The organism is Acinetobacter septicus (assembly GCF_019355975.1).
Classification (GTDB): Bacteria; Pseudomonadota; Gammaproteobacteria; order Pseudomonadales; family Moraxellaceae; genus Acinetobacter; species Acinetobacter ursingii.
This window is the reverse complement of the sequence record NZ_CP079898.1, coordinates 1448361-1470006: the sequence shown is the minus strand read 5'-3', so window position 1 is coordinate 1470006 and position 21646 is coordinate 1448361. Positions and strand designations below refer to the sequence as shown.

Here is a 21646-nt window from a genome sequence, read left to right as displayed (position 1 = left end):
GTTTGGTACTCACTTAGAGCGCATAGTCAGAAAACCGACCAAACATAGAATCAAAATTCCACCAATGATTTTACCGACAACTGGAAACATTACGGCAGGCCAAACAAAGCCCTGTCCAATATTGTAGGCAAAAGACTTGTAGTTATATTGCCCCCAAAAGTGTTGATAGATGGCAAAGAAAAAACCAATCACTAAGTAGCTACTAATCACCCATGTCTTAATATTTGAATTCATTTACTTTCCCCCAGTTGCATATTTTGCCAATGCGATAAATAGTGCCATCACGATCATGAAGCCAATAAATGGCAAGCCTAAAAAGCAAATCACTGCAATAATGCAGATAATGCCAGCAAGTGTTCTCATGGCTACTCCTTCATGCACTGATAGGAAATATTGACCATATCTCTTTGGAAGGATTCAGTTTGCTGCAAGGTATAGAGATTTTCTTTAAGTCCATTTTCTCCATATTTATGTTCAAGTTTGTCGTAAATACATGAACACGTGCTGCCATCAATGCCGCCTGTTTTACATCCACTGATAAATTGACGTTCGGTTTTACTGGCACAGCCTGATGCTAGAAGTGCAACTGAGACAACAATGAGTGAAGTTTGAATTTTCATCATTTCCCCTAATTTTTATTGTGTTATTTGATGTGTAATAAATTTTGCTGAATCGACTAAAGTGTAGATGCGACAGTGCCTTCTAAAGCTAAATAGCGTTTAGATCAGTCGAATAAGCAAACATTTATGAAAGCTGCTAATGCAACAGAGGAATATAAAATCGTTTTAGGGAAAACAATATAGATAGAAAAAACTTAGTCATGGGTATGACTCCTTTGGGTATAAAAGAAGTTTCACCGCATTACTGTCAAATAATGGTGGCGAAACGAAAGAGGGTTGACAGACTGATACCCAAAAAGATCAGCACACCCGTAGGTGTCCCCCTCCCGTTCCGCCGCAGAGGGGGCACGCAGGGTCGCCCACCAAAAAGATAAACTTTTTAGTGTGCTTTGGGTAAACGGTCTGTCAAAACCGACTGACGATGTAGGTCAGCAGTTGAATGATAAAATTAAGGGTGGGTTTAGTCAATCAAGCGATATTGGAAAAACAAGTAAAATCAAAGATTGAAGCGTATGAAAAAAAGTTTTTGGTAAAATTCTAAGATGGGTATGGATCTATATTAAATCATTCTAATTGCTATAGAATTAGTCCTCATACTTTATGATCATTAAAATGTATATATTTACGTAACGGGGAAAAAATGAAGGGTGAAGCAAAACAATTTCTGAAATTTATTGATGGTTCGGATAAAAGATTTATCATTCCTGTTTACCAGCGTAACTATAGTTGGCAGAACAAACATTGTGCTCAGTTACTTAATGATTTAAAAGGGTTAATTAAAAAGCCTGATGCCCCTCATTTCTTCGGTAGTATTGTTTCAAGCCATATGCAAGGTGGCAAAAAAGAAGACTTCTTAATTATTGATGGACAACAACGGTTAACGACCATATCAATTTTGTTGATTGCTATTGTGGATTTATTGAAGCATAAAAAAGTTATTCCTAAAGATGATCGTTTAATTGAGAAAATCACCAAAAAACATTTAGTAGATGAGTATCAAGAAGATCAGCGGAAAATAAGATTAAAGCCAATCAAAGATGACTGTAAAGCTTTCGATGCATTGTTTGGTGATGAATCAGATTTTGTTGATGGTTCTAATGTAACGTCAAATTTTAGATATTTTCGAGACAGAATACTGAATGAAAATATCGACATTGATGATTTGTATGATGCCATTTCACGACTACAAACAATTGATATTTTTCTAGAAAAGGATGATGACCCACAGCTTATTTTTGAAAGTTTGAACTCGACTGGACTTGAGCTTGAGGAAGGAGATAAAATCCGAAATTTCATTTTGATGGGACTTTCCTCTGAATTACAAGAAAAATATTATGAAGCTTTTTGGAACAAAATTGAGAAAAATACCAATTTTAAGGTTAGTGATTTTTTCAAAGATTATTTAACCTTAAAACTAAATCGCACAGTCGTTATTAAAGATATCTATTTTACTTTCAAAGATTATGTGAAAAAGAATAATGATGACATTGAGGCACTATTAAAAGATTTACTGGAGTATTCAAAGCTTTATGCAATCATTTTGAATCCGATGCAATATCAAAACAGTTTTACCGCTGTGTTGGTACGGCTGAGTCAGTTAGAGTTTACCGTTATATTTCCAGTCGTATTGGCAATTCTAAAACGTTGGAATGAAAAAAATCTTACTGATCAAGAGATCACTGAACTTTTAAGAGTAACGGAAATATTTTTATTTAGACGTTTGATTGTTGGTTTAGCCACTAATGCTTTGTCTAAAATTTTTGCAACTTTAGATAAAGATGTGACTAAGAAAGCACAACCTAGCCAATTGGCATCCTATGCTGAAATTTATAAATATGTGCTGTTAAATAAAGAGGAATCAAGTCGTTTTCCTAATGATGAGGAATTTGAGCAAGCTCTTTTTAGCCGTAACATTTATGCCATGAGTTCGAAAAATAAAGCATATTTATTTAGTTTTCTAGAAAATGAGGAAAGCAAAGAACAAATTAATGTAATTGAAAGAATTAAAGATGGAACATACACCATAGAGCATATCATGCCCCAAACGCTTTCTCCTGTTTGGCAAAAAGAATTGGGTGAAAAATCACAACAGATTCACGAGCAATGGTTGCATACTCTGCCAAATTTGACATTAACTGGTTATAACAGCAAATATAGTAATCGACCTTTTAAAGATAAATTAGACGTTGAAAATGGATTTAAAGACAGTAATTTGCGTTTGAATCAATATGTAAGAGAATGTCTAAAATGGACGGAAGATGAGCTGGTTGAAAGACAAAGCCGCCTATCAAAGAAATCACTTAAATTATGGTATTACCCAACAACAAGTTATGCTCCACCTGTAGAGGAAACGAATGAATATTTACTGGAAGATGACTTTGATTTTACAGGATACACCTTAGTATCTTATACCTTGTATGATGTTGAATCTAAAGTACAATCATGGAAAGAAATGCAGATAGATGTCGTAAAATATTTATTAGAACAACACACAACGAAAATTATGAGTTTATGTGCTGATCAAAAGTTTTATGATCTTTCCTTGCTTGAAACGACAAATAATTTTACTGAAATCAGTAGGTCGGTTTTCTTATACACAAATTGTTCAACGAGAACCAAAATAAATATTCTTAAAAAAATATTTGAGCAGTGTGATGTTGAGCAATCTGAATTAAGTTTCTTAATAAAAAAAGATAGCAATACTTAAATTCGTATGCTTCTTTTTTAAAGTGGAATTTATTGAAATTCCACTTTATATTTTCTTGATAATTCTTATGATTCGTTGTTTTATAAACCGTTTTCTAGATAAAATTTATTTTGAATGAGTATTGCCTTATGGGAATTGTAGATGAGTTCAAGAAATTTAATGCGGAACTTAAAAATCCTAATTGGTCTGTATCTTCCATTAGCTCTAATAACGAACTCATAGTTAGCTTGTGGGGTCATAAACCATTACTCTTTAAGCATCCAACTGAAAGAAAGCAACTATACCGTGATCGAATAGATAGGTGGTCTGGAAATGGATGTAATGAGTTTAAAAAAAACCTTGATCTTGCTTTTAAAGAAAAATTAAAGATAAGACCGATCATATCAATGCTGAATGATTCAAGTGATTTTCAACATATCTTAGACGGCAAGGATGGTAGTAAATATTCTAAAAAATTCAATGCAAAAAAAGATTGGATTGGTGAACTAACTGTTTGGGATGGTATCAATTTCGAAATTGAATTTAGATTGGATGATAAAAGATAGAGGTGGATCAGGAAATTTGAACAACACTTATAAGTGATATTTTGCTCCCCAAATGATGTTATAAACATCAATATATGGAGTATTTTATGGCACGTAGACCAAGAAGAAATCATTCAAATGATTTTAAAGCTAAGGTAGCACTTGCTGCGATTAAAGCAGAAAAAACACTTGCTGAATTGAGTGCTGAATTTGATGTTCATCAAAACCAAATTATCGACTGGAAAAATCAACTGATTTCAGCTTCCTCGCAAGCTTTCGATCAATCAAAAGCTCCAACAGAACCACCCATCGATCTAAAAAAACTACATGCAAAAATCGGTGAGCAGGCATTAGAAATTGATTTTTTAGAAGGTGTGTTGAAGAAACTGGGCCGCTTCAACCACAAAAGTTAATCGATGACTCACTTCAGATTTCAGTATCTAAGCAAGCTCAGCTGCTGAAAGTCTCCCGTGGTTGTTATTACTATCGCCCAAAACCTGTGAGTGCATCAGATCTGAAGCTAATGCGGTGTATGGATGAGTTACATATGCAATACCCTTTTGCAGGTAGCCGGATGATGCGTGATTTGTTGAATCGTCAAGGACATCATATAGGACGACGTCATACACGTACTTTAATGAAGAAAATGGGCATTAATGCGTTATATTGCAAACCAAATTTAAGCCAGGCTAATCAAGCTCACCGCAAATATCCATATCTGCTCAAAGGATTGGCTATTCAGCGCAGTAATCAAGTGTGGTCTACGGATATAACGTATATCCCTATGGCAAAAGGCTTTGTTTATTTATGTGCTGTGATTGATTGGCATAGCCGCAAGGTACTTGCGCATAGAGTATCGATTAGTATGGAGGTTACATTTTGCATAGAAACATTAAATGAAGCTATTGAAAAATATGGTCGACCTGAAATATTTAATACAGACCAAGGCAGTCAGTTTACCAGTGATGCATTTATTGATGTATTGAAATCAAATGGCATTCAAATCAGTATGGATGGTAAAGGTCGATGGGTTGATAATGTGATGGTTGAACGATTATGGCGGAGCGTTAAATATGAAGAGGTGTATCTCAAAGCCTACAGCAATGTTTTGGATGCGAAGAAGCAATTAAACGCATATTTTGAATTTTATAATTTGAAACGACCTCATTCGAGTCTGGACAAAATGACTCCAGATGAGTTTTACTATGACCAGCTACCACAACAAAATAAGGTAGCTTAACTAGAGCAGAGTATCACTTATAAATAAGCTTTTAGTTGTTCAAACATGTGGGACCACCTCTGATAGTTGGTACGTGAAAACTGGATGAAGGAATATTGCTAATTGAATAATGAAATAGTCCTAAAAGTTTTACGATGATTCCAAATAATTTCAGATACATAACATCCTAATGAGAATCATGAAGCTCTTTTGAGATCACATGAAAATATGACAACAAAGCCTGCCAACGAGCAGGCTTTTTTATGCCCAAAATTTAGGAGTCGAGCCATGAGCTTGAGCTGTCCATTTTGCCATTCAATGAATGTGATGTTGATTGAAGTAAGTACGCAACAATCAAATATACCCTTAAACAATTTGGTCACACCGACCACATTGGGTGCATTGGGAAGCACAGTCGCAAAGTCTTTCAATCTACCGCCGATCGTCGGTGGAATCGCAGGAACATTATTGGGCAGTGTGTTGAATTCATTTACCGAACAAAGCGTACCAACACAGCAGAGTTTGTGCTTCTGCCACAACTGTTATCAAAAGTTTCCAAGTTATCTATTGCAGGAAATGCATTCGAGCTAAACAGCTCTTCACACATACATATTTAAATTTCAGTTTCATTTAAAAGGAATAACACTATGGCACATCAACTTGAACAAATGGCTTATGTCGGCGAGACCCCTTGGCATGGGCTCGGCAATCAACTGTCTCAAAACCAACCTATTGAAGTCTGGGCACAGCAAGCAGGAATGGACTGGCGGATTGAGTCGTCCAATGTCAGTTATATGGCACAGAACGAACGAGGGCAGAGCATCATCATGCCTTATGAAGAGCAACGAGTACTTTATCGCTCAGACACCCATGCACCACTATCAGTCGTTAGCCAACGCTTTCAGGAAGTTCAACCGAGAGAGATTTTAGAATTTTATCGTGATCTCACTGAACAATCAGGCTTTGAACTTGAAACCGCAGGTGTACTCAAAGGTGGAAAGAAATTCTGGGCATTGGCACGTACAGGACAAACATCGATGTTAAAGGGTAAAGATGTCAGTAATGGCTATATGCTCTTGGCAACTGCATGTGATGGAACACTAGCCACTACCGCACAATTCACCTCGATTCGTGTGGTATGTAACAACACTTTAGCGATTGCACTAAAAGGTCAGAACAGCAGTGCAGGTGTGGTTAAAGTTCCACACAGTACTAAATTTGATCCAGACAAGGTCAAACAGCAATTGGGCATTTCTTTACGTGCATGGGATGAACATATGTATGAAATGAAACAACTTAGTCAGCGTAAGGTCAGTCAAATGGAAGCCTCAGCTTATTTTGATGCTGTATTCAATAACAGCACCATGAACAACGTATTAGATCAAGAGGACAACATTATTCAGTTCTACCGTGATGTTGCTTCACAAGCCCAAGCCAATGGCAAGGATAAAGCCGAACCAAATGGCAAAGCTATGAGTCGAGCAATGGAAATGTTTAATGGTCAGGGGCGTGGTGCAGAGCTGAGTTCTGCCAAAGGAACAGCCTATGGATTACTGTGTTCAATCACAGAATTTATTGACCATGAGCGACGTGCCATGAGTACTGACCATCGACTTGATTCAGCTTGGTTTGGTGCAGGCGCAGCCATGAAACAACGAGGATTGGAACAGGCGCTTAACATGATCGCATAGTGCTGAAAATGCATTTTTCACTCATGGAAAGTTAGACCTATCTAGGCATTTTTTAAAGAGAATCTTAAATTTTAAAAATTATTAAAACCATAGCTTCGGCTGTGGTTTTTTTATGCCCGAATTTTTTCACTTATACCAAAACCTCCTATTACCACCCCAATGAAAATCAGGAATTTAACATGAATACCGCAATTTTAAATCCATCCATGCAACAGGCAAGTACCCCATTTATTGCACCAAAATTCTTTACAGCAAAACGCTTAGTCAATACCAAAAATATGACTCAAGCAGAATGGCTTGAAGTCAGACGTCAAGGGATCGGTAGTAGTGATTGTGCCGCAGCTTGTGGACTCAATCCTTATATGTCGATGCTCGAACTTTGGATGATTAAGACAGGACGAGTTAAACAATCCATTGAAGATGAAAGTTCAGGTCATGCACCTTTATATTGGGGCAAACAGCTTGAACCTTTGGTCGCGGAATACTACAGCATGCATACCAACAACAAAGTCCGTCGTATCAATGCTGTACTGCAACATCCTGAAGCCGATAAGCATTTTATGTTAGCAAACTTGGATTATTCCGTGGTGGGCAGTGATGAAGTCCAGATTTTAGAATGTAAAACCGCAGGAGAATATGGCGCAAAACTCTGGAGAGATGGCGTACCGTTATATGTACTGTGTCAGGTACAACATCAATTGGCTGTGACAGGCAAAAAGGCAGCGCATATTTGTGTGCTGATCTGTGGTCATGAAACTCGTATCTATAAAGTGGTACGCAGTGAATCAGTCATTCAACATATTGTGAATGCAGAGCGATACTTTTGGGAGTGTGTGGAAAATGACACGCCACCTTCAGTCGATGCTAGTGAGTCGGCAGCTAAAGCCATTCAGCAACTCTATCCTCAACATATTCCCTTAACTGTAGAAGATCTCAGTCAAAATGAACAAGCCAATCAGTTGTTTGCTCAACTGATTCAAGAAAAGCATCACATTGAGCAGCATCAAAATAACTTTGATGAAACTAAGCATCAAATCCAGATGTTGATGAAAGATGCTGAACGAGCCACCTTTTCTAATGGTTCAGTGACATGGAAGCGATCTAAAGACTCCATTGCTTTAGACAGTAAGGCTGTACTCAAACTTCATCCCGAAATGCTTGAGCAATTTCCGCAAAACAAAGCAGGGACACGACGTTTTCAGATTTATACCGATGACTGAATCCATCACATTGATATTTCCAATCTTCCAAAAAGCGCAAAAAACCACCTCCGATCTACCGACTCCCGAAGGAGCGGTAGACCAACAATGGCGGTTTTTGCGAAGTCATAGCTTTTCATATTTCTGTTTACTTACATAACAAGGGGTAAGCAGTAAAATTTTATTTATAGGACAAACAACATGATTAAAGGTTTAGCTATTACGCCGCCAATTTTAGGGCGAATCAGTATCGGCAAGATTGTCGAAAAGAACGGTAAACGTCTGCCTGAAAAAGATGACCAATTTACCATTACCAGTCAAATCCAAGGTAAGGAGGGATGGATCAAACACCCCTTAGATGAACAGCTTAGAGCCAAAGCACAAAACCAAAAACTCCGCTCTATTCCAGTACGGATGATCTTCAACGATCCTGACCTCAACCTACGTGCAGAATACACTTTATTTGATCGGCAAACGGGTCGACCGATTTGTGTTGGAAATGGTGAAACTTGTCAACGACTGACCAACCAAGGCGTAGAACAACAACCATGCCCATCACCTGATTTATGCCCATTGGCACAAGGAGGTAACTGTAAACCGTATGGGCGTTTGCATGTCAATTTAGATGAGTCGGATGAACTCGGTACTTTTATTTTCAGAACCACTGGTTTTAATAGCATCCGCACTTTGGCAGCACGGCTATCTTACTACCAAGCTTCATCCAATGGTTTACTTTCATGCCTACCATTACAGCTGACATTGCGGGGGAAAAGCACCACACAAAGCTATCGTCAGCCCGTGTACTACGTGGATCTGACCTTAAGGGATGGTGTGAGTTTACAAGATGCCATTCAAATGGCGAAGGAGATTGATCAGCAAAGTAAGCAGAGTGGATTTAATCAATCAGCATTAGATCAGACGGCAAGGCAGGGTTTTGCCAATACACAGTTTGAAGTGAATAGTGAGGAGGGATTGGATTTGGTGGAAGAGTTTTATATGGAGGAAAATATTGAAGCTGAGCAGGAATCATCTGATCAGGTACAGCATGCATCAAAACCGAAAGCCCGATTCAACCCGAATCAAGGGCAAAGTTTTGTGCAGGATATTCAGAAGGGGTTGCAGAACAATGTACGAGCTGTGAATTAGTTTAAGCGGATGGACAGAAAAATATAGAATTAGATTTTTTAATGAGTATCAATCGATTAGTTAATGCAAATAAGCTAAAATAAGAGAACTGCTGTTTTCTTATTTTTTTTGGTTAATTACAAGTTATTATACTTATCTGCGACATATATGGTCGTACCTATGCCGAGTTGTCTAGCTTTGTGCTTTGGTCGGCGATTAAAATATAAAATAATATATATCTTTATTTTTTGTGTAGTACATGACTTTTCATTCGTCTTAACTGTGCTAACGTAATAAACTATTGAACATTAAGTATAAAACCACAGCGGTTGATCATTGATTGAGGATAAAGAATGAACTCATTGGAACAAAAGTTTCTAAATGACTTAGATGATAAGCTTTGGAAAGCCGCTGATAAATTACGTAGTAGCTTAGATGCTGCCAACTACAAACATATTGTACTTGGACTGATTTTCTTAAAATATGTATCTGATGCCTTTGATGAACGTCAGTCTGAACTCAAGGACTTATTTGCTCAAGCGGATGATCACAACATTTATTACATGCCTCGTGATCAATACGACACAGAAGAGGAATACCAGCGAGCAATCGCTGATGAATTAGAAATTATTGATTACTATCAAGAAAAAAATGTATTTTGGGTGCCTAAAGCAGCACGTTGGACGACATTACAACATACAGCCGCTTTAGCGATTGGTTCGATTATTTGGCAAGATGAACATGGGCAAGATGTCAAATTACGTTCTATCTCTTGGTTAGTTGATAATGCTTTTGATGAAATTGAGAAAGCCAATCCTAAATTAAAAGGCATTCTGAATCGTATTGGGCAATATCAGCTTGATAATGACAAACTATTGGATTTGATCAATACTTTTTCGGACACTAGCTTTACCAAGCCTGAATACAATGGCGAAAAACTGAGTCTGCACAGCAAAGATATTCTCGGGCATGTCTATGAATATTTTCTTGGGCAGTTTGCTTTGGCAGAAGGTAAGCAAGGTGGGCAATATTACACGCCTAAAAGTATCGTCACTTTAATTGTAGAAATGCTGCAACCTTATAAAGGTCGAGTTTATGACCCTGCTATGGGTTCAGGTGGTTTCTTTGTCTCTAGTGAAAAATTCATTGAACAACATGCTCAAGAAAAGCACTACAAAGCCTCTGAGCAGAAAAAGCATATTTCCATCTACGGGCAGGAAAGTAACCCTACGACATGGAAACTTGCTGCCATGAATATGGCAATTCGTGGCATTGATTTTAACTTTGGTAAAAAGAATGCAGACACTTTTTTAGACGATCAACATCCTGACTTACGTGCTGATTTTGTCATGGCAAACCCGCCATTTAACATTAAAGATTGGTGGCACGCTTCACTGGAAAATGACGTACGTTGGAAATATGGTACACCGCCACAAGGTAATGCCAATTTTGCATGGATGCAACACATGCTCCATCATCTATCGCCAACAGGGAGCATGGCACTTTTGCTTGCCAATGGTTCGATGAGTTCCAATACCAATAATGAGGGCGAAATCCGTAAAAATTTGATTGAAGCAGATCTTGTAGAATGTATTGTGGCATTGCCCGGACAACTCTTTACCAATACACAAATTCCAGCCTGTATTTGGTTTTTGACCAAAGACAAAAAGAATGGCTTCTCACTCGATAAAAAGAAAGCCAACCGTGAAGGCAAGACACTGTTCATCGATGCTCGTAATTTGGGCTATATGAAAGATCGTGTGCTACGTGACTTTACCGATGCCGACATTGCCAAAATCACCCATGCTTTACATGCTTGGCAACAAGGCGAAAATTTTGAAGGTGAAGCGTATCAGGATGAAAAAGGTTTCTGTTTCTCGGCTGAGTTAAAAGATATTCAGAAGCACGACTATGTACTTACTCCGGGACGTTATGTTGGCGCAGTCGAGCAGGAAGATGATGGTGAACCTTTTGCCGAGAAGATGGCACGCTTAACAGGACAACTGAAACAGCAATTTGCTGAAAGTGCTGTACTGGAAAGTGAAATCAAAAAGAATTTAAAAGGCTTAGGTTATGAGTTCTGATCAACCCTTGCTACTTGAGATTCAAAAAGGCGAAAGCAAAACGCTAGAGTTTAAACAGCAGTTACCGAAAGGACAGCAGATTGCCAAGACATTAATTGCCTTTGCCAATAGTAGTGGAGGGAAGTTAATTGTCGGTGTGACTGATGATCGGCAGTTGATTGGGATTCAAGATGATATTTTCGAGTTGCAAGATAAAATCACGTCCATGATTTATGAGTTGTGTGCCCCACAACTTGCAGCACAAATTTATATTGAGAATATAGATGGTGTTGAGCTATTGGTTGTGGAAGTCGCACGAGGTATTTTATTTCCGTATTATCTTAAATCTGTAGGACGTGAGCAAGGCACATATATCCGCCTAGGTGCAAGTAACCGTGTGGCATCGCCTGAGCATATTCAACAACTGGAATTGCAACGACTAAATATCAGTTTTGATGCTTTAGCCAATTATCAATACCCTTTGGAAAAGCTCGATTTAACGGTTTTGGAAGCAGCATTCAAAGCTGCTGATAAAACACTGACTTTAGAAAAGATGTTGAATCTAAAGTTAGTGATTGAAGAGCAGGGGCAGCGTTATGCCAGTCATGGTTTATTGATCTTACTCGGTCAATATGAGCATGTGATGACCCAATGCGCCCGATTTAAAGGCACAAATATGAGTGTGTTTTTAGACCGTAAAGAATACACAGGTGACTTGTTTTCACAAATTGAGCAAGCCGAAATTTTTATTAAAAACCATTTGTCTTTACGTGCCGAAATTCGTGGCTTAAAGCGTTATGACTTTTTGGAAATTCCAGAAAATGCCATCCGTGAAGCTTTAATCAATGCCTATGTGCATCGGGATTACAGTAACTTTGGGCGGAATATCAAAGTCGCTGTGTATGATGATTTAGTCAATATCGTCTCCCCAGGTGGATTGCCGAATGGTTTAACCGAAGCGGACTTATTACAGGGACGCTCGGAAATTCGTAATCGGGTTTTGGCTCGTGTATTTCGAGAGTTAGGTTATATTGAGCATTGGGGCAGTGGTCTACAACGGATCAAGCAGATGTGTGAAGCGGAAAATCTTGCAACACCTGAATTTTTAGAAACTAATGATTTTTTTGATGTGAAGCTATACCGTCCTGTGATTGAGTTGGAAGGTGGTGCAATAGGTGGTGCAATTCATCATTTAAGTGGTGCAATAGAAGGTTTAGGTGGTGCAATTGAAGCAAGCCAATTAACCGAACGCCAACAGGAAATTTTAGTTTTAATTCAGCGTAATCCGAAAGTTTCTTATCGTTCTTTGGCTGAGCAACTCGGTATTAATCAATCTGCCTTACAAAAGCATTTGAACCATTTGAAAGATGCAGGCTGGCTTGAGCGTGTCGGTGGAACTCGTGGGCATTGGGTGATTAAGAAAGAATTTGGGGGTGAGGTGTGAGTTTTGGCGAAAAAATGAAACTAAATGAAGTTGGTGTGACTTTAATTGATTGTGATCATAAAACACCTAGTGCACAGACTAGCGGTTATCCTTATGTTGGTATTCCTCAGTTGAAAGATGGGCATATAAGATTAGATGGTGCTAGGTTAATTTCAGAAGAAGATTTTGCCTTATGGACGAAAAAAGCTAAACCACAACTAAATGATGTAATTTTATCTCGGAGATGTAATCCAGGAGAAAGTGCTTATGTACCAGACGGTTTAGAAATTGCACTTGGTCAGAATCTAGTGTTACTACGTTCGGATGGTAGTTTAATTTATCCACCTTTTTTAAGGTGGTTGGTTCAAGGAAATGAATGGTGGGAACAGGTAAATAAGTTTTTAAATGTTGGAGCAGTTTTTAATAGTTTAAAATGTAAAGATATTCCAAATTTTAGACTAACGATCCCTAGTCTGAATGAGCAAAAACGAGTTACAGCTATTCTTGCTAGCTTAGATAAAAAAATAGAGCTCAACAACCAAATCAACCAGACTTTAGAATCTATCTCTCAAGCCATATTTAAAAGTTGGTTTATCGACTTTGAACCTGTGCGTGCCAAGATTGCAGCGAAGCAAGCAGGGCAAGATCCTGAACGTGCTGCCATGTGTGCGATTAGTGGAAAAAGTGAGGCTGAGCTTGAGCAAATGGTAAAGGAGGATTTTGCAGAGTTACAAGCAACGGCTGCACTTTTTCCTGATGAGTTGGTGGAGAGTGAGTTAGGGGAAGTGCCTAAGGGGTGGAAGGTAAAACCTTTAGATGAAATTGCTAATTATTTAAATGGTTTAGCTTTACAGAAGTTTAGACCTGAAAATGAACATGAGTTTTTGCCGATTGTAAAAATTGCACAATTAAAATCAGGTATAGCCACAATAGAAGAAAAGGCATCACCTAATATTGATCCTAAATTTATCATCAATAATGGCGATGTTATTTTTTCATGGTCAGGTTCTTTGATGGTCGATATATGGTGTGGTGGTAAAGCAGCTCTAAATCAGCATTTATTTAAAGTGACATCCATTGACTATCCGAAATGGTTCTATTGTAGTTATACAAAGCATCATTTGGCAGAATTTCAGCGTATTGCTCAAGCAAAGGCTGTAACAATGGGGCATATTAAAAGAGAACATTTGTCTCAAGCACTGTGTATTGTTCCTTCCAATCAAGTTTTGGATATCGGTAATAATGTGATAGGTGCTCAAATGCAGAAGCAGATTGTATTGCGATTAGAAAATAATAATTTAATACAGGTTAGAGACACTCTATTGCCGAAATTATTATCGGGTGAATTGGATGTATCTCGTCTAGCTAGTGAGACAGAATATGAGTACTCAACAGAATGAATCTCTAGGTTTTATACGTGTAATGATGGTGTTAAGTAGCTTTTCACCATTATTTATATTGTGGGCTTTAAGAGGAAATAAAGAGGTATCAGATCTATACCTTATCCCTATCTGTGCTTTATTTGTCATTATTCCAAATTTATTTTTATGGCAAAGAATTACCGTTGCTAAGAAAAAAAATGACAAACGTACAATTAAAGTTGGTACAGCAGACGATCATAAGGATCATATTTTAGTTTATTTGTTCGCCACACTTCTACCATTTTATTCTGTCAGTATTGATAGTATTCGAGATGTGTGGACTACATTAGTTGCATTGGCTTTTGTTATTTTTCTATTTTTACATTTGAATCTTCATTACATGAATATTGTCTTTGCTCTTAAAGGGTATCGGATTTTTACTATTTGTCCACCAGAAGATAATAATCCTCTTAGTGGTAAAACTCCTCAAGTTTTAATTACAAAGAGATCAATTGTACTAAAAGATGATGAAATTATGGCATATCGATTAAGTAATACAGTTTTTTTGGAGATTTAGTGTGGTTATAGACTTTGATTTTGACAGAGTTACAAATATTGAGTTTGGGGTTGGAAGAGAGAATGAGGATCAAAGTCAGCAATTTTTTGAAGCTGTACCTGTAGATGAAGGAGTCCAAAAAGCATTAGTTGAAATGGTTCAGACAACTATTGTTATCATGAGAAAAAATAATGATAAACCTGAATTATATCAACCATCAGAAAAGCATGCTGGAATTGAATATTTATATCTGGCTACTTCAGACCAACTAGCTCAAACAATGAAAGGATTACATGAAGCTGCTAATTTGACAATTAATTCCAATGTTTTGAATGATCCTTCTGAAATATTCTGTTATTTCGCAAGGTTTACAGATCAGTCAGGAAAAAAACTGACCGCTTTGCGTAGGGCAATTCAGTTTAAGGGTGTTTTGAAAAATCAACTTATTAGATTTTTGGATGATACGCTTAAAATTGTTGAAGAAAAAGTTTTTAAATTAGATGCTGACTTTGATTTACTGATTGATAATTCTAATATTCACATAATCCGACCAAGTGCATTTGAGTTTGCTGGCAAGTTGCAGGAAGCAATTTTGCAGGCTGTTCCGATGAATATTGCATCAATAGCAGCAGATCTTACCTATGTAGATTTTACTAGCTTACAAAGCTACGCCGAACATCGACCTCGTGCAGCTAGATACATTGCATCTATTAAGTCTCAGGCTGAAACTAAAAATATTAACAAAGATCGTTTAAAACTATTATGTCAGCATACTGGGGTTTCATTAGAAGATCAAAATGGAAAAATCATAGTGAAAGAAGGGTATGAATTAGCTTTTTTAGAGGTATTAGATAGACGTCGTTATCGTTTAGAGTTAATCGAAGGGCAAGCTGAAAATTTTAAAGCATCAAGTAGAAGTAAGTTATAAATAAAAGATAGAGATTGACTCATGAATGAAACACAACTCGAAAACCTGTGCCTAGACTGGTTCTCCGAAAATGGCTGGGATGTCGTTCATGGTGTCGATATCGCTCCTGACAGTAGCAATCCTTTACGCAAAGACTATAAGCAAGTGCTTATTGAAGCAGACTTACAGGCAGCTTTTGAACGCTTAAATCCGCATTTGCCAGTGAGTTGCTTTGAACAGATTTTACAGAAACTCAGTAAACCTGAAAGTTTGGATCTCGTCACCAATAACCGTGCCTTTCATCGCATGTTATTAGAGGGTGTACCTGTTAGCTATAAGAAAGATGATGAATGGATTAATGATCATGCTTTCTTGGTCGACTTCAACCAAATTTTTAATAATCGCTTTGTAGCGATTAACCAATTTACGATTTTAGGCACTAAACAGCCTCGACGCCCTGACATCATCTGTTTTATCAATGGTATTCCGTTTGCGGTATTAGAGTTAAAAAGCCCCACCGATGAAAATGCCGATATTTGGGATGCGTTTAATCAACTACAAACCTATAAAGAAGAAATCTCCGATCTATTTGTTTTTAATGAAGCTCTTGTGGTCAGTGATGGCGTTACAGCTCGTCTGGGTTCATTAACAGCAAACCAAGAACGTTTCTTGCCGTGGCGTACCATTAAAAATGAAGATGATAAACCTCAATTAGCATGGGAACTTGAAACAATTGTACGAGGTTTCTTTGATCGAGAATTGTTCCTTGATTACATTCGTTTCTTTGTCTTGTTTGAAACGGATGGTGAAAAAACCATTAAAAAAATTGCAGGCTATCACCAATTTCATGCTGTGCGTGAAGCAGTCCAAGCAACGATTACCGCAGCCAACCCATCAGGTAATAAAAAGGCAGGTGTTGTTTGGCATACCCAAGGTTCAGGTAAAAGTATCTCGATGTGTTGCTATGCAGGTAAGTTACTGCAACAACCTGCCATGCATAACCCAACATTGTTGATCGTCACGGATCGTAACGACTTAGATGGGCAACTGTTTGAAACTTTTAGCAATGCTCAAGAGCTATTAAAGCAAACACCTGTACAAGCCAATAACCGTGATGAGTTAAGACAACTCCTTGCTGAGCGTGAGTCTGGCGGGATCATTTTTACCACAGTACAGAAGTTTGCACTATTGGAAGGTGAGAGTGAGCATCCATTACTGAATGGACGCCACAATATTGTGGTCATGTCCGATGAAGCACACCGTAGCCAATATGGACTCAAAGCCAAGTTATCTGCCGATGGTACTTATAAATTTGGCTATGCCAAGCATATGCGTGATGCTCTAAAAAGCGCCACATTCATTGGTTTTACAGGTACACCAATTTCCAGTGAAGACAAAGACACCCGAGCAGTCTTTGGAGATTATGTTTCGATCTATGATATTCAAGATGCTGTCGATGATGGCGCAACTGTACCGATCTATTACGAATCTCGTTTGGCAAAACTTGATATTAATCGAGCTGAAATTGAAGAATTGTCTGATCAGGTCGATGAAGTTGTTGAAGATGAAGAAGATACGAGTAGCCGTGAAAAGACCAAAGGTGAATGGAGTCGCCTAGAAAAGTTAGTCGGTGCAACGCCACGACTAAAACAGATCGCAGCAGATCTTGTGACACACTTTGAAGCTCGGACTGAGGTTACAGCAGGGAAAGGGATGATTGTCACGATGAGCCGTGAAATCTGTGTGCATCTCTATAATGAAATTGTGGCTTTACGCCCAGACTGGCATGACTCCGATCCAGAAAAAGGTAAAATCAAAATCGTGATGACAGGTTCCGCATCAGACAAACCTTTACTACAACCGCATATCTACAACAAGCAAACCAAAAAACGCCTTGAGAAACGCTTTAAAGATGTCAATGATCCCTTACAGTTAGTCATTGTACGGGATATGTGGCTGACAGGTTTTGATGCTCCTTGTACACATACCATGTATATCGACAAGCCAATGAAAGGACACAATTTGATGCAGGCGATTGCCCGAGTCAACCGTGTCTTTAAAGACAAGCAAGGTGGATTGGTTGTTGATTATATTGGTATTGCCAATGAACTCAAGCAGGCTTTAAAAACCTATACCGATGCCAAAGGTAAAGGTGAGCCAACTTTACGCGCGGAAGAAGCTTATGCGGTGCTGGCAGAAAAGATGGACGCCATTCGAGGGATATTTGCTAAGACTACTGATCAAGAGGGTATGGATTTAAGCCGCTATGAGACTCAGGCTCATCGACTGATGATTCCAGCAGCGAACTATGTGCTCAGTTTAAAAGATGGGAAAAAACGCTTTTTAGATTTGGTCTTGGCGTTAAATAAAGCTTTTTCACTGTGTGGAACTTTAGATGAAGCGAAGACTTTACATAAAGAAATTGCTTTTTATTCAGCAATTAAAGCCGTGATTAGTAAACATACTTCGGTCGATCGGAAATTATCACAGGCTGAAAAAGATAGCACTTTAAAACAAATTCTTGATAATGCGGTTGTGGCTGATGGCGTAGACGACGTATTTGCACTTTGTGGCTTGGATAAGCCAAATATTGGTTTACTGTCGGATGAGTTTTTAGAAGATGTTCGACAAATGCCATACCGTAACTTGGCGGTCGAATTATTAGAAAAATTATTGAATGATGGTATCAAGGCAAAAACACGGAATAATCTCGTACAGGAAAAACGTTTCTCGGATCGTTTGCAGGAAACCCTAAGAAAATATAATAACCGTGCGATTGAGACCTCTCAAGTCATTGAAGAACTGATACAAATGGCGAAAGACTTTCAAGCTGAAATGGCACGTGAAGCGTCGCTAGGTTTGAACCCTGATGAAATCGCTTTCTATGATGCTTTAGCAAATAATGAAAGTGCAGTGCGTGAATTGGGTGATGATACGCTCAAGCAAATTGCCCGAGAGATTACCGAGAAGTTGCGCAAATCAACGACTGTGGATTGGCAAGTACGGGACAGTGTACGTGCCCAGCTTAAAATCTTGGTACGTCGTACTTTACAGCGTTGGAAGTATCCACCTGACAAAGCAGCAGAGGCGATTGAGTTAGTCATGAAGCAGGCTGAAATGTTATCTAATGCTTGGACAAAATAAAGTAAGTGTATTAATTCTGCTGTGTTAGTACGCTAACTTTATTTTAATATCTGAAAATCAGAATATGGAAGTTAATTGGTTTGGTAATCCTCCCATAAAGGACTTTGAAAACTTATACTTTTAGCGTTTAATTAAGCAAAACTTTATAAGTTATTTAGGAAACTAATGCGATACCAACCGCCTTATACCATCACATCTAAAATCATTCATCTGATTGCGCAGATTAGTGTGAATGTAGGGCGTTTGACTGTTTTAGAGGAAATTCAAGACAGTTTAAAACTCAGAAAAGCCAATCGTATCCGTACCATTCAAGGCTCACTTGCGATTGAAGGGAACACTCTAAGTACCGAACAGATCACGGCGATCATCAATGGAAAGACCGTAATTGCACCGCCAAAAGAAGTACAGGAAGTGCGTAATGCGATTAAAGCCTATGAAGCCTTTCAGCAGTGGCTACCAAGTCAAGAGTCGGACTTACTACAAGCACATCAAATTTTAATGACAGGCTTGATTGATGAGGTTGGTCAATATCGTCATGGTGGTGTCGGTGTAATGTCAGGTGATCGAGTGATGCATATGGCTCCACCTGCGAATCAGATTAACCTTTTGATGGCTGATTTACTTGATTGGTTGAATGACAGCGATATACATCCACTGATTCAAAGCTCAGTCTTCCACTATGAGTTTGAATTTATTCATCCATTTGCAGATGGTAATGGGCGAATGGGACGGCTCTGGCAAACTTTAATATTAAGCAGATGGAATGCAATCTTTGCTAATATTCCAGTTGAGAGTTTGATCTATCAAAATCAAAAAGCCTATTACGAAGCATTGCAGATGAGTACCGATCGGACAGATTCAGCACCATTTATAGAATTCATCTTACAGATGATTTTAGATGCAATCCTTAGTTCAACTGATACCGCTCAAGATAGCGATCATGTTACCGCTCAAGCTGGCGTACAAGTGAGCGATCAAGTACAACGTTTGGTTTCGGCAATGAAGCAAGAAGACTATACTTTGGCTGAGTTGATGCAATTGGTTGGATTAACTCATCGAGCAACGTTCCAAAAGAATTATTTGAATCCTGCAATAGAAGTTGGTCTGATTAAACGTACCAATCCTGATAAGCCGAAAAGTCCGAAGCAAAAGTATCGTAAAGTTCAAATACAATTGTAGTGTTCTTCAATTTCTTAATGAATCTTTTAAAGTCTACAAAAAATTCTGTAGCTTTTCTGTAGACTGCAAGATTGTTTTTTAGTGATATGAGTTGTTTTGAATTGTCAGTGATTAAGTTAATTAATATAATAAAAACAATAATATATGTTATTGTTTGCTGTCCTGTACTTTGATGTGTTTGTAAAAAACATGGAACTCAAAATCCACTGTCAGCGATGACGTGTCGGTTCGAGTCCGACCCTCGGGACCATTGATTCTTCACAGAATTTTAGATAAACCCCGAAACCTTGATATACAAAGGTTTCGGGGTTTTGTCGTTTCTGGGGTTTGTGTTTTTTTACGGTATTTTTCGGTATAAGTTTCCACCCGTTTTCCACTCATAGAGCGACTTTGTAGCTCAAAGATGTCTACATAAAAAGGAGTGTTGCTATAGATGAGTATTTCGGTATATCAGCGACCTAATAAAAAGTGGATTGCCGATGTAGCTTTGAATGGCATTAGAAAAACAAAAGTTTTTGATAAGAAAATTGATGCAACAAACTGGGCTAGATCTGCTGAACCAGAACTAATACTCAATGCAGCTACAGAATTTGCCTAAGTAAAGTAGTGCATAAAGTGAGCTACGGCACGATATAGTTCCTGATATGAATGTATTTGCTTCGTTCTAGAAAAGATAAGCGCTCTCACCATCTTGAATTTTAGTGTCACGCTTTAAAAAAACTGCCAAATCTGATTTGTAGTAATTAAAAAAATATAGTGTTGATTGAACATTAATGAAAACGTGATTAAACAATCAGGCAGTTTAAAAAGATAAAACTGTCTGATCTTTATGGTTAAATATGATTTATTTTAACTCTCTGATAGGTCTTGATATTTCTCCCAAAGAGAAATATCAAGAGGAACTAAACAGGAATGAAAAACTATTATTCTGCAACTTCAACCGTTAAACCATAGGTATAAATATCGCTGGCTGGTTTTTTAGTTGCATCAGGATTTGCTTCTGGGTAAGCGGTTGTAATCAGGTAAATTCCTGTTTTTTCAAACTTGATTTCAACTTCACCTTTGTTATTGGTTTTCGTATGTGGCTGTTCACGTTGGGCGTTTAAATCATAACTATCGGCACCTTTAAATACATCGATTTCAAGGTTGGGAATAGGCTTACCATCAAACAATACTTGAGCTTTTAAAGCCTCACCTGCATAAAGTTCACCCGGATGGCTAAGAAGTTTGACTTCAAAGCCTTTGTTACTCACGGCTGGAATGGCAGACGGTTTACTTTTGGTCACAAAGCTTTCAGCAATCAAATGATTGGTCACTTCGATCACTTGTGCATTTTTTGGGAGTTGATCTTCACTCACGAATCGTGGCGGTTGGTTATTGGCAGGAGCGGCAGGGCGTTGTTCAGTTTTTGCAGTCTCAGCAGGTTTATTCGCCTGATTTGGATTTTGCATCGGCATACGGTTGGCACGAACACGTAACCAACGACCATCGACTAATGCATACTTGCTTGGGTTGCCTGTCGCGTTTTGGGTGCGAATACGATAGGTTCCATCTTCATTCAGATCAAACTCTGCGACATTAAATTTTTTCAAGGCAGCAGCAGCATCAAGATTTTTTTGTTGTCCTGATGGCGTGCTAATCACATAATTGGTTTTAAAATTAAAACTAGGAACAAAGAATTTTTCAAGCGTAATTGAACTTTGAAAGCTCACTGAATTTGCTGAAGACGTATCAAATACATCGGGTAAAATATAAGGACTCGCGGTATGAGCCGATGCTAAAACAGGCAATGCCGATATTAAAATCAACGCTTTGAGCCAAGAAGTACGCATATAAAAATCTCTCTGAAAAATAACGTAACGCAATAAAACATTTTCCTAACAATTTACTTGATAATAAATATCATTTTCAATATTATTTTTGCAGAA

The 21646-nt window shown here is 38.1% G+C and carries 19 protein-coding genes; 15 read left to right on the top strand and 4 right to left on the bottom strand.

Going from position 1 to position 21646, the window contains the following annotated elements; genetic code table 11:
• Positions 1-9 precede the first annotated feature (9 nt).
• The 3 genes from I6L31_RS06980 to I6L31_RS06975 are packed head-to-tail and all read right to left on the bottom strand — an operon-like array spanning position 10 to position 620.
• A complete protein-coding gene (locus tag I6L31_RS06980; protein WP_005002348.1) occupies positions 10-234 on the bottom strand; it encodes a hypothetical protein in 225 nt (74 codons plus the stop codon).
• Complete coding sequence (locus I6L31_RS18445; protein WP_005002349.1) at positions 235-363, bottom strand: hypothetical protein; 129 nt, start codon at positions 361-363, stop codon at positions 235-237.
• Between the two features lie 2 nt (positions 364-365).
• On the bottom strand, positions 366-620 hold the full coding sequence (locus tag I6L31_RS06975; RefSeq protein WP_005002351.1) for a hypothetical protein: 255 nt from the start codon (positions 618-620) through the stop codon (positions 366-368).
• A gap of 640 nt (positions 621-1260) precedes the next feature.
• Here I6L31_RS06975 and I6L31_RS06970 point away from each other — a divergent pair.
• From I6L31_RS06970 to I6L31_RS06900, 15 genes are all read left to right on the top strand, one after another.
• Positions 1261-3327, top strand: a complete 2067-nt coding sequence (locus tag I6L31_RS06970; RefSeq protein ID WP_005002353.1) for a DUF262 domain-containing protein — start codon at positions 1261-1263, stop codon at positions 3325-3327.
• A gap of 128 nt (positions 3328-3455) precedes the next feature.
• Positions 3456-3872, top strand: a complete 417-nt coding sequence (locus tag I6L31_RS06965; protein ID WP_005002354.1) for a hypothetical protein — start codon at positions 3456-3458, stop codon at positions 3870-3872.
• Between the two features lie 86 nt (positions 3873-3958).
• Positions 3959-5091 (top strand): IS3 family transposase gene (locus tag I6L31_RS06960; protein ID WP_223235881.1). Its coding sequence is split into 2 segments (ribosomal slippage): positions 3959-4211 and positions 4211-5091, totalling 1134 coding nucleotides; the frame shifts between segments, so codons are not numbered across the junction.
• 267 nt (positions 5092-5358) lie between these two features.
• Complete coding sequence (locus I6L31_RS06955; protein ID WP_005002355.1) at positions 5359-5661, top strand: hypothetical protein; 303 nt, start codon at positions 5359-5361, stop codon at positions 5659-5661.
• 56 nt (positions 5662-5717) lie between these two features.
• Positions 5718-6761, top strand: coding sequence for a DUF932 domain-containing protein (locus I6L31_RS06950; protein ID WP_005002358.1), 1044 nt, complete (start codon positions 5718-5720; stop codon positions 6759-6761).
• Positions 6762-6940: 179 nt separating this feature from the next.
• The gene (locus I6L31_RS06945; RefSeq protein ID WP_005002360.1) at positions 6941-7981 is read left to right on the top strand and encodes a YqaJ viral recombinase family nuclease; all 1041 of its coding nucleotides are present in this window, start codon (positions 6941-6943) and stop codon (positions 7979-7981) included.
• A 180-nt stretch (positions 7982-8161) separates the two neighbouring features.
• Positions 8162-9106 carry a recombination directionality factor gene (locus I6L31_RS06940; RefSeq protein WP_005002361.1) on the top strand — a complete coding sequence of 315 codons (945 nt, stop codon included), beginning with the start codon at positions 8162-8164 and terminating at the stop codon, positions 9104-9106.
• A 332-nt stretch (positions 9107-9438) separates the two neighbouring features.
• Complete coding sequence (locus tag I6L31_RS06935; protein WP_005002363.1) at positions 9439-11169, top strand: class I SAM-dependent DNA methyltransferase; 1731 nt, start codon at positions 9439-9441, stop codon at positions 11167-11169.
• Positions 11159-12592 carry an AlbA family DNA-binding domain-containing protein gene (locus I6L31_RS06930; protein WP_005002366.1) on the top strand — a complete coding sequence of 478 codons (1434 nt, stop codon included), beginning with the start codon at positions 11159-11161 and terminating at the stop codon, positions 12590-12592. Before I6L31_RS06935 ends, I6L31_RS06930 begins: the two co-directional genes overlap by 11 nt.
• Before the next feature lie 14 nt (positions 12593-12606).
• A complete protein-coding gene (locus tag I6L31_RS06925) occupies positions 12607-13971 on the top strand; it encodes a restriction endonuclease subunit S (protein ID WP_035271875.1) in 1365 nt (454 codons plus the stop codon).
• A complete protein-coding gene (locus I6L31_RS06920; protein WP_005002370.1) occupies positions 13952-14509 on the top strand; it encodes a hypothetical protein in 558 nt (185 codons plus the stop codon). Before I6L31_RS06925 ends, I6L31_RS06920 begins: the two co-directional genes overlap by 20 nt.
• 1 nt (position 14510) lies before the next feature.
• On the top strand, positions 14511-15416 hold the full coding sequence (locus I6L31_RS06915) for a Kiwa anti-phage protein KwaB-like domain-containing protein (RefSeq protein ID WP_005002372.1): 906 nt from the start codon (positions 14511-14513) through the stop codon (positions 15414-15416).
• 21 nt (positions 15417-15437) lie between these two features.
• Positions 15438-18539, top strand: a complete 3102-nt coding sequence (locus tag I6L31_RS06910; protein WP_005002374.1) for a type I restriction endonuclease subunit R — start codon at positions 15438-15440, stop codon at positions 18537-18539.
• A 165-nt stretch (positions 18540-18704) separates the two neighbouring features.
• The gene (locus I6L31_RS06905; protein WP_005002375.1) at positions 18705-19718 is read left to right on the top strand and encodes a Fic family protein; all 1014 of its coding nucleotides are present in this window, start codon (positions 18705-18707) and stop codon (positions 19716-19718) included.
• 433 nt (positions 19719-20151) lie between these two features.
• Complete coding sequence (locus I6L31_RS06900) at positions 20152-20316, top strand: hypothetical protein (protein WP_005002377.1); 165 nt, start codon at positions 20152-20154, stop codon at positions 20314-20316.
• Between the two features lie 325 nt (positions 20317-20641).
• On the opposite strand, the gene I6L31_RS06895 is transcribed toward I6L31_RS06900, so the two are convergent.
• Positions 20642-21550 carry a DUF4198 domain-containing protein gene (locus I6L31_RS06895; protein WP_035271830.1) on the bottom strand — a complete coding sequence of 303 codons (909 nt, stop codon included), beginning with the start codon at positions 21548-21550 and terminating at the stop codon, positions 20642-20644.
• Between the last annotated feature and the right edge of the window lie 96 nt (positions 21551-21646).

Coding starts and splice junctions, on each gene's coding strand:
- I6L31_RS06980 (WP_005002348.1), bottom strand. CDS start 234: ATGAATTCAAATATTAAGACATGGGTGATTAGTAGCTACTTAGTGATT.
- I6L31_RS18445 (WP_005002349.1), bottom strand. CDS start 363: ATGAGAACACTTGCTGGCATTATCTGCATTATTGCAGTGATTTGCTTT.
- I6L31_RS06975 (WP_005002351.1), bottom strand. CDS start 620: ATGAAAATTCAAACTTCACTCATTGTTGTCTCAGTTGCACTTCTAGCA.
- I6L31_RS06970 (WP_005002353.1), top strand. CDS start 1,261: ATGAAGGGTGAAGCAAAACAATTTCTGAAATTTATTGATGGTTCGGAT.
- I6L31_RS06965 (WP_005002354.1), top strand. CDS start 3,456: ATGGGAATTGTAGATGAGTTCAAGAAATTTAATGCGGAACTTAAAAAT.
- I6L31_RS06955 (WP_005002355.1), top strand. CDS start 5,359: ATGAGCTTGAGCTGTCCATTTTGCCATTCAATGAATGTGATGTTGATT.
- I6L31_RS06950 (WP_005002358.1), top strand. CDS start 5,718: ATGGCACATCAACTTGAACAAATGGCTTATGTCGGCGAGACCCCTTGG.
- I6L31_RS06945 (WP_005002360.1), top strand. CDS start 6,941: ATGAATACCGCAATTTTAAATCCATCCATGCAACAGGCAAGTACCCCA.
- I6L31_RS06940 (WP_005002361.1), top strand. CDS start 8,162: ATGATTAAAGGTTTAGCTATTACGCCGCCAATTTTAGGGCGAATCAGT.
- I6L31_RS06935 (WP_005002363.1), top strand. CDS start 9,439: ATGAACTCATTGGAACAAAAGTTTCTAAATGACTTAGATGATAAGCTT.
- I6L31_RS06930 (WP_005002366.1), top strand. CDS start 11,159: ATGAGTTCTGATCAACCCTTGCTACTTGAGATTCAAAAAGGCGAAAGC.
- I6L31_RS06925 (WP_035271875.1), top strand. CDS start 12,607: ATGAAACTAAATGAAGTTGGTGTGACTTTAATTGATTGTGATCATAAA.
- I6L31_RS06920 (WP_005002370.1), top strand. CDS start 13,952: ATGAGTACTCAACAGAATGAATCTCTAGGTTTTATACGTGTAATGATG.
- I6L31_RS06910 (WP_005002374.1), top strand. CDS start 15,438: ATGAATGAAACACAACTCGAAAACCTGTGCCTAGACTGGTTCTCCGAA.
- I6L31_RS06905 (WP_005002375.1), top strand. CDS start 18,705: ATGCGATACCAACCGCCTTATACCATCACATCTAAAATCATTCATCTG.
- I6L31_RS06900 (WP_005002377.1), top strand. CDS start 20,152: ATGAGTATTTCGGTATATCAGCGACCTAATAAAAAGTGGATTGCCGAT.
- I6L31_RS06895 (WP_035271830.1), bottom strand. CDS start 21,550: ATGCGTACTTCTTGGCTCAAAGCGTTGATTTTAATATCGGCATTGCCT.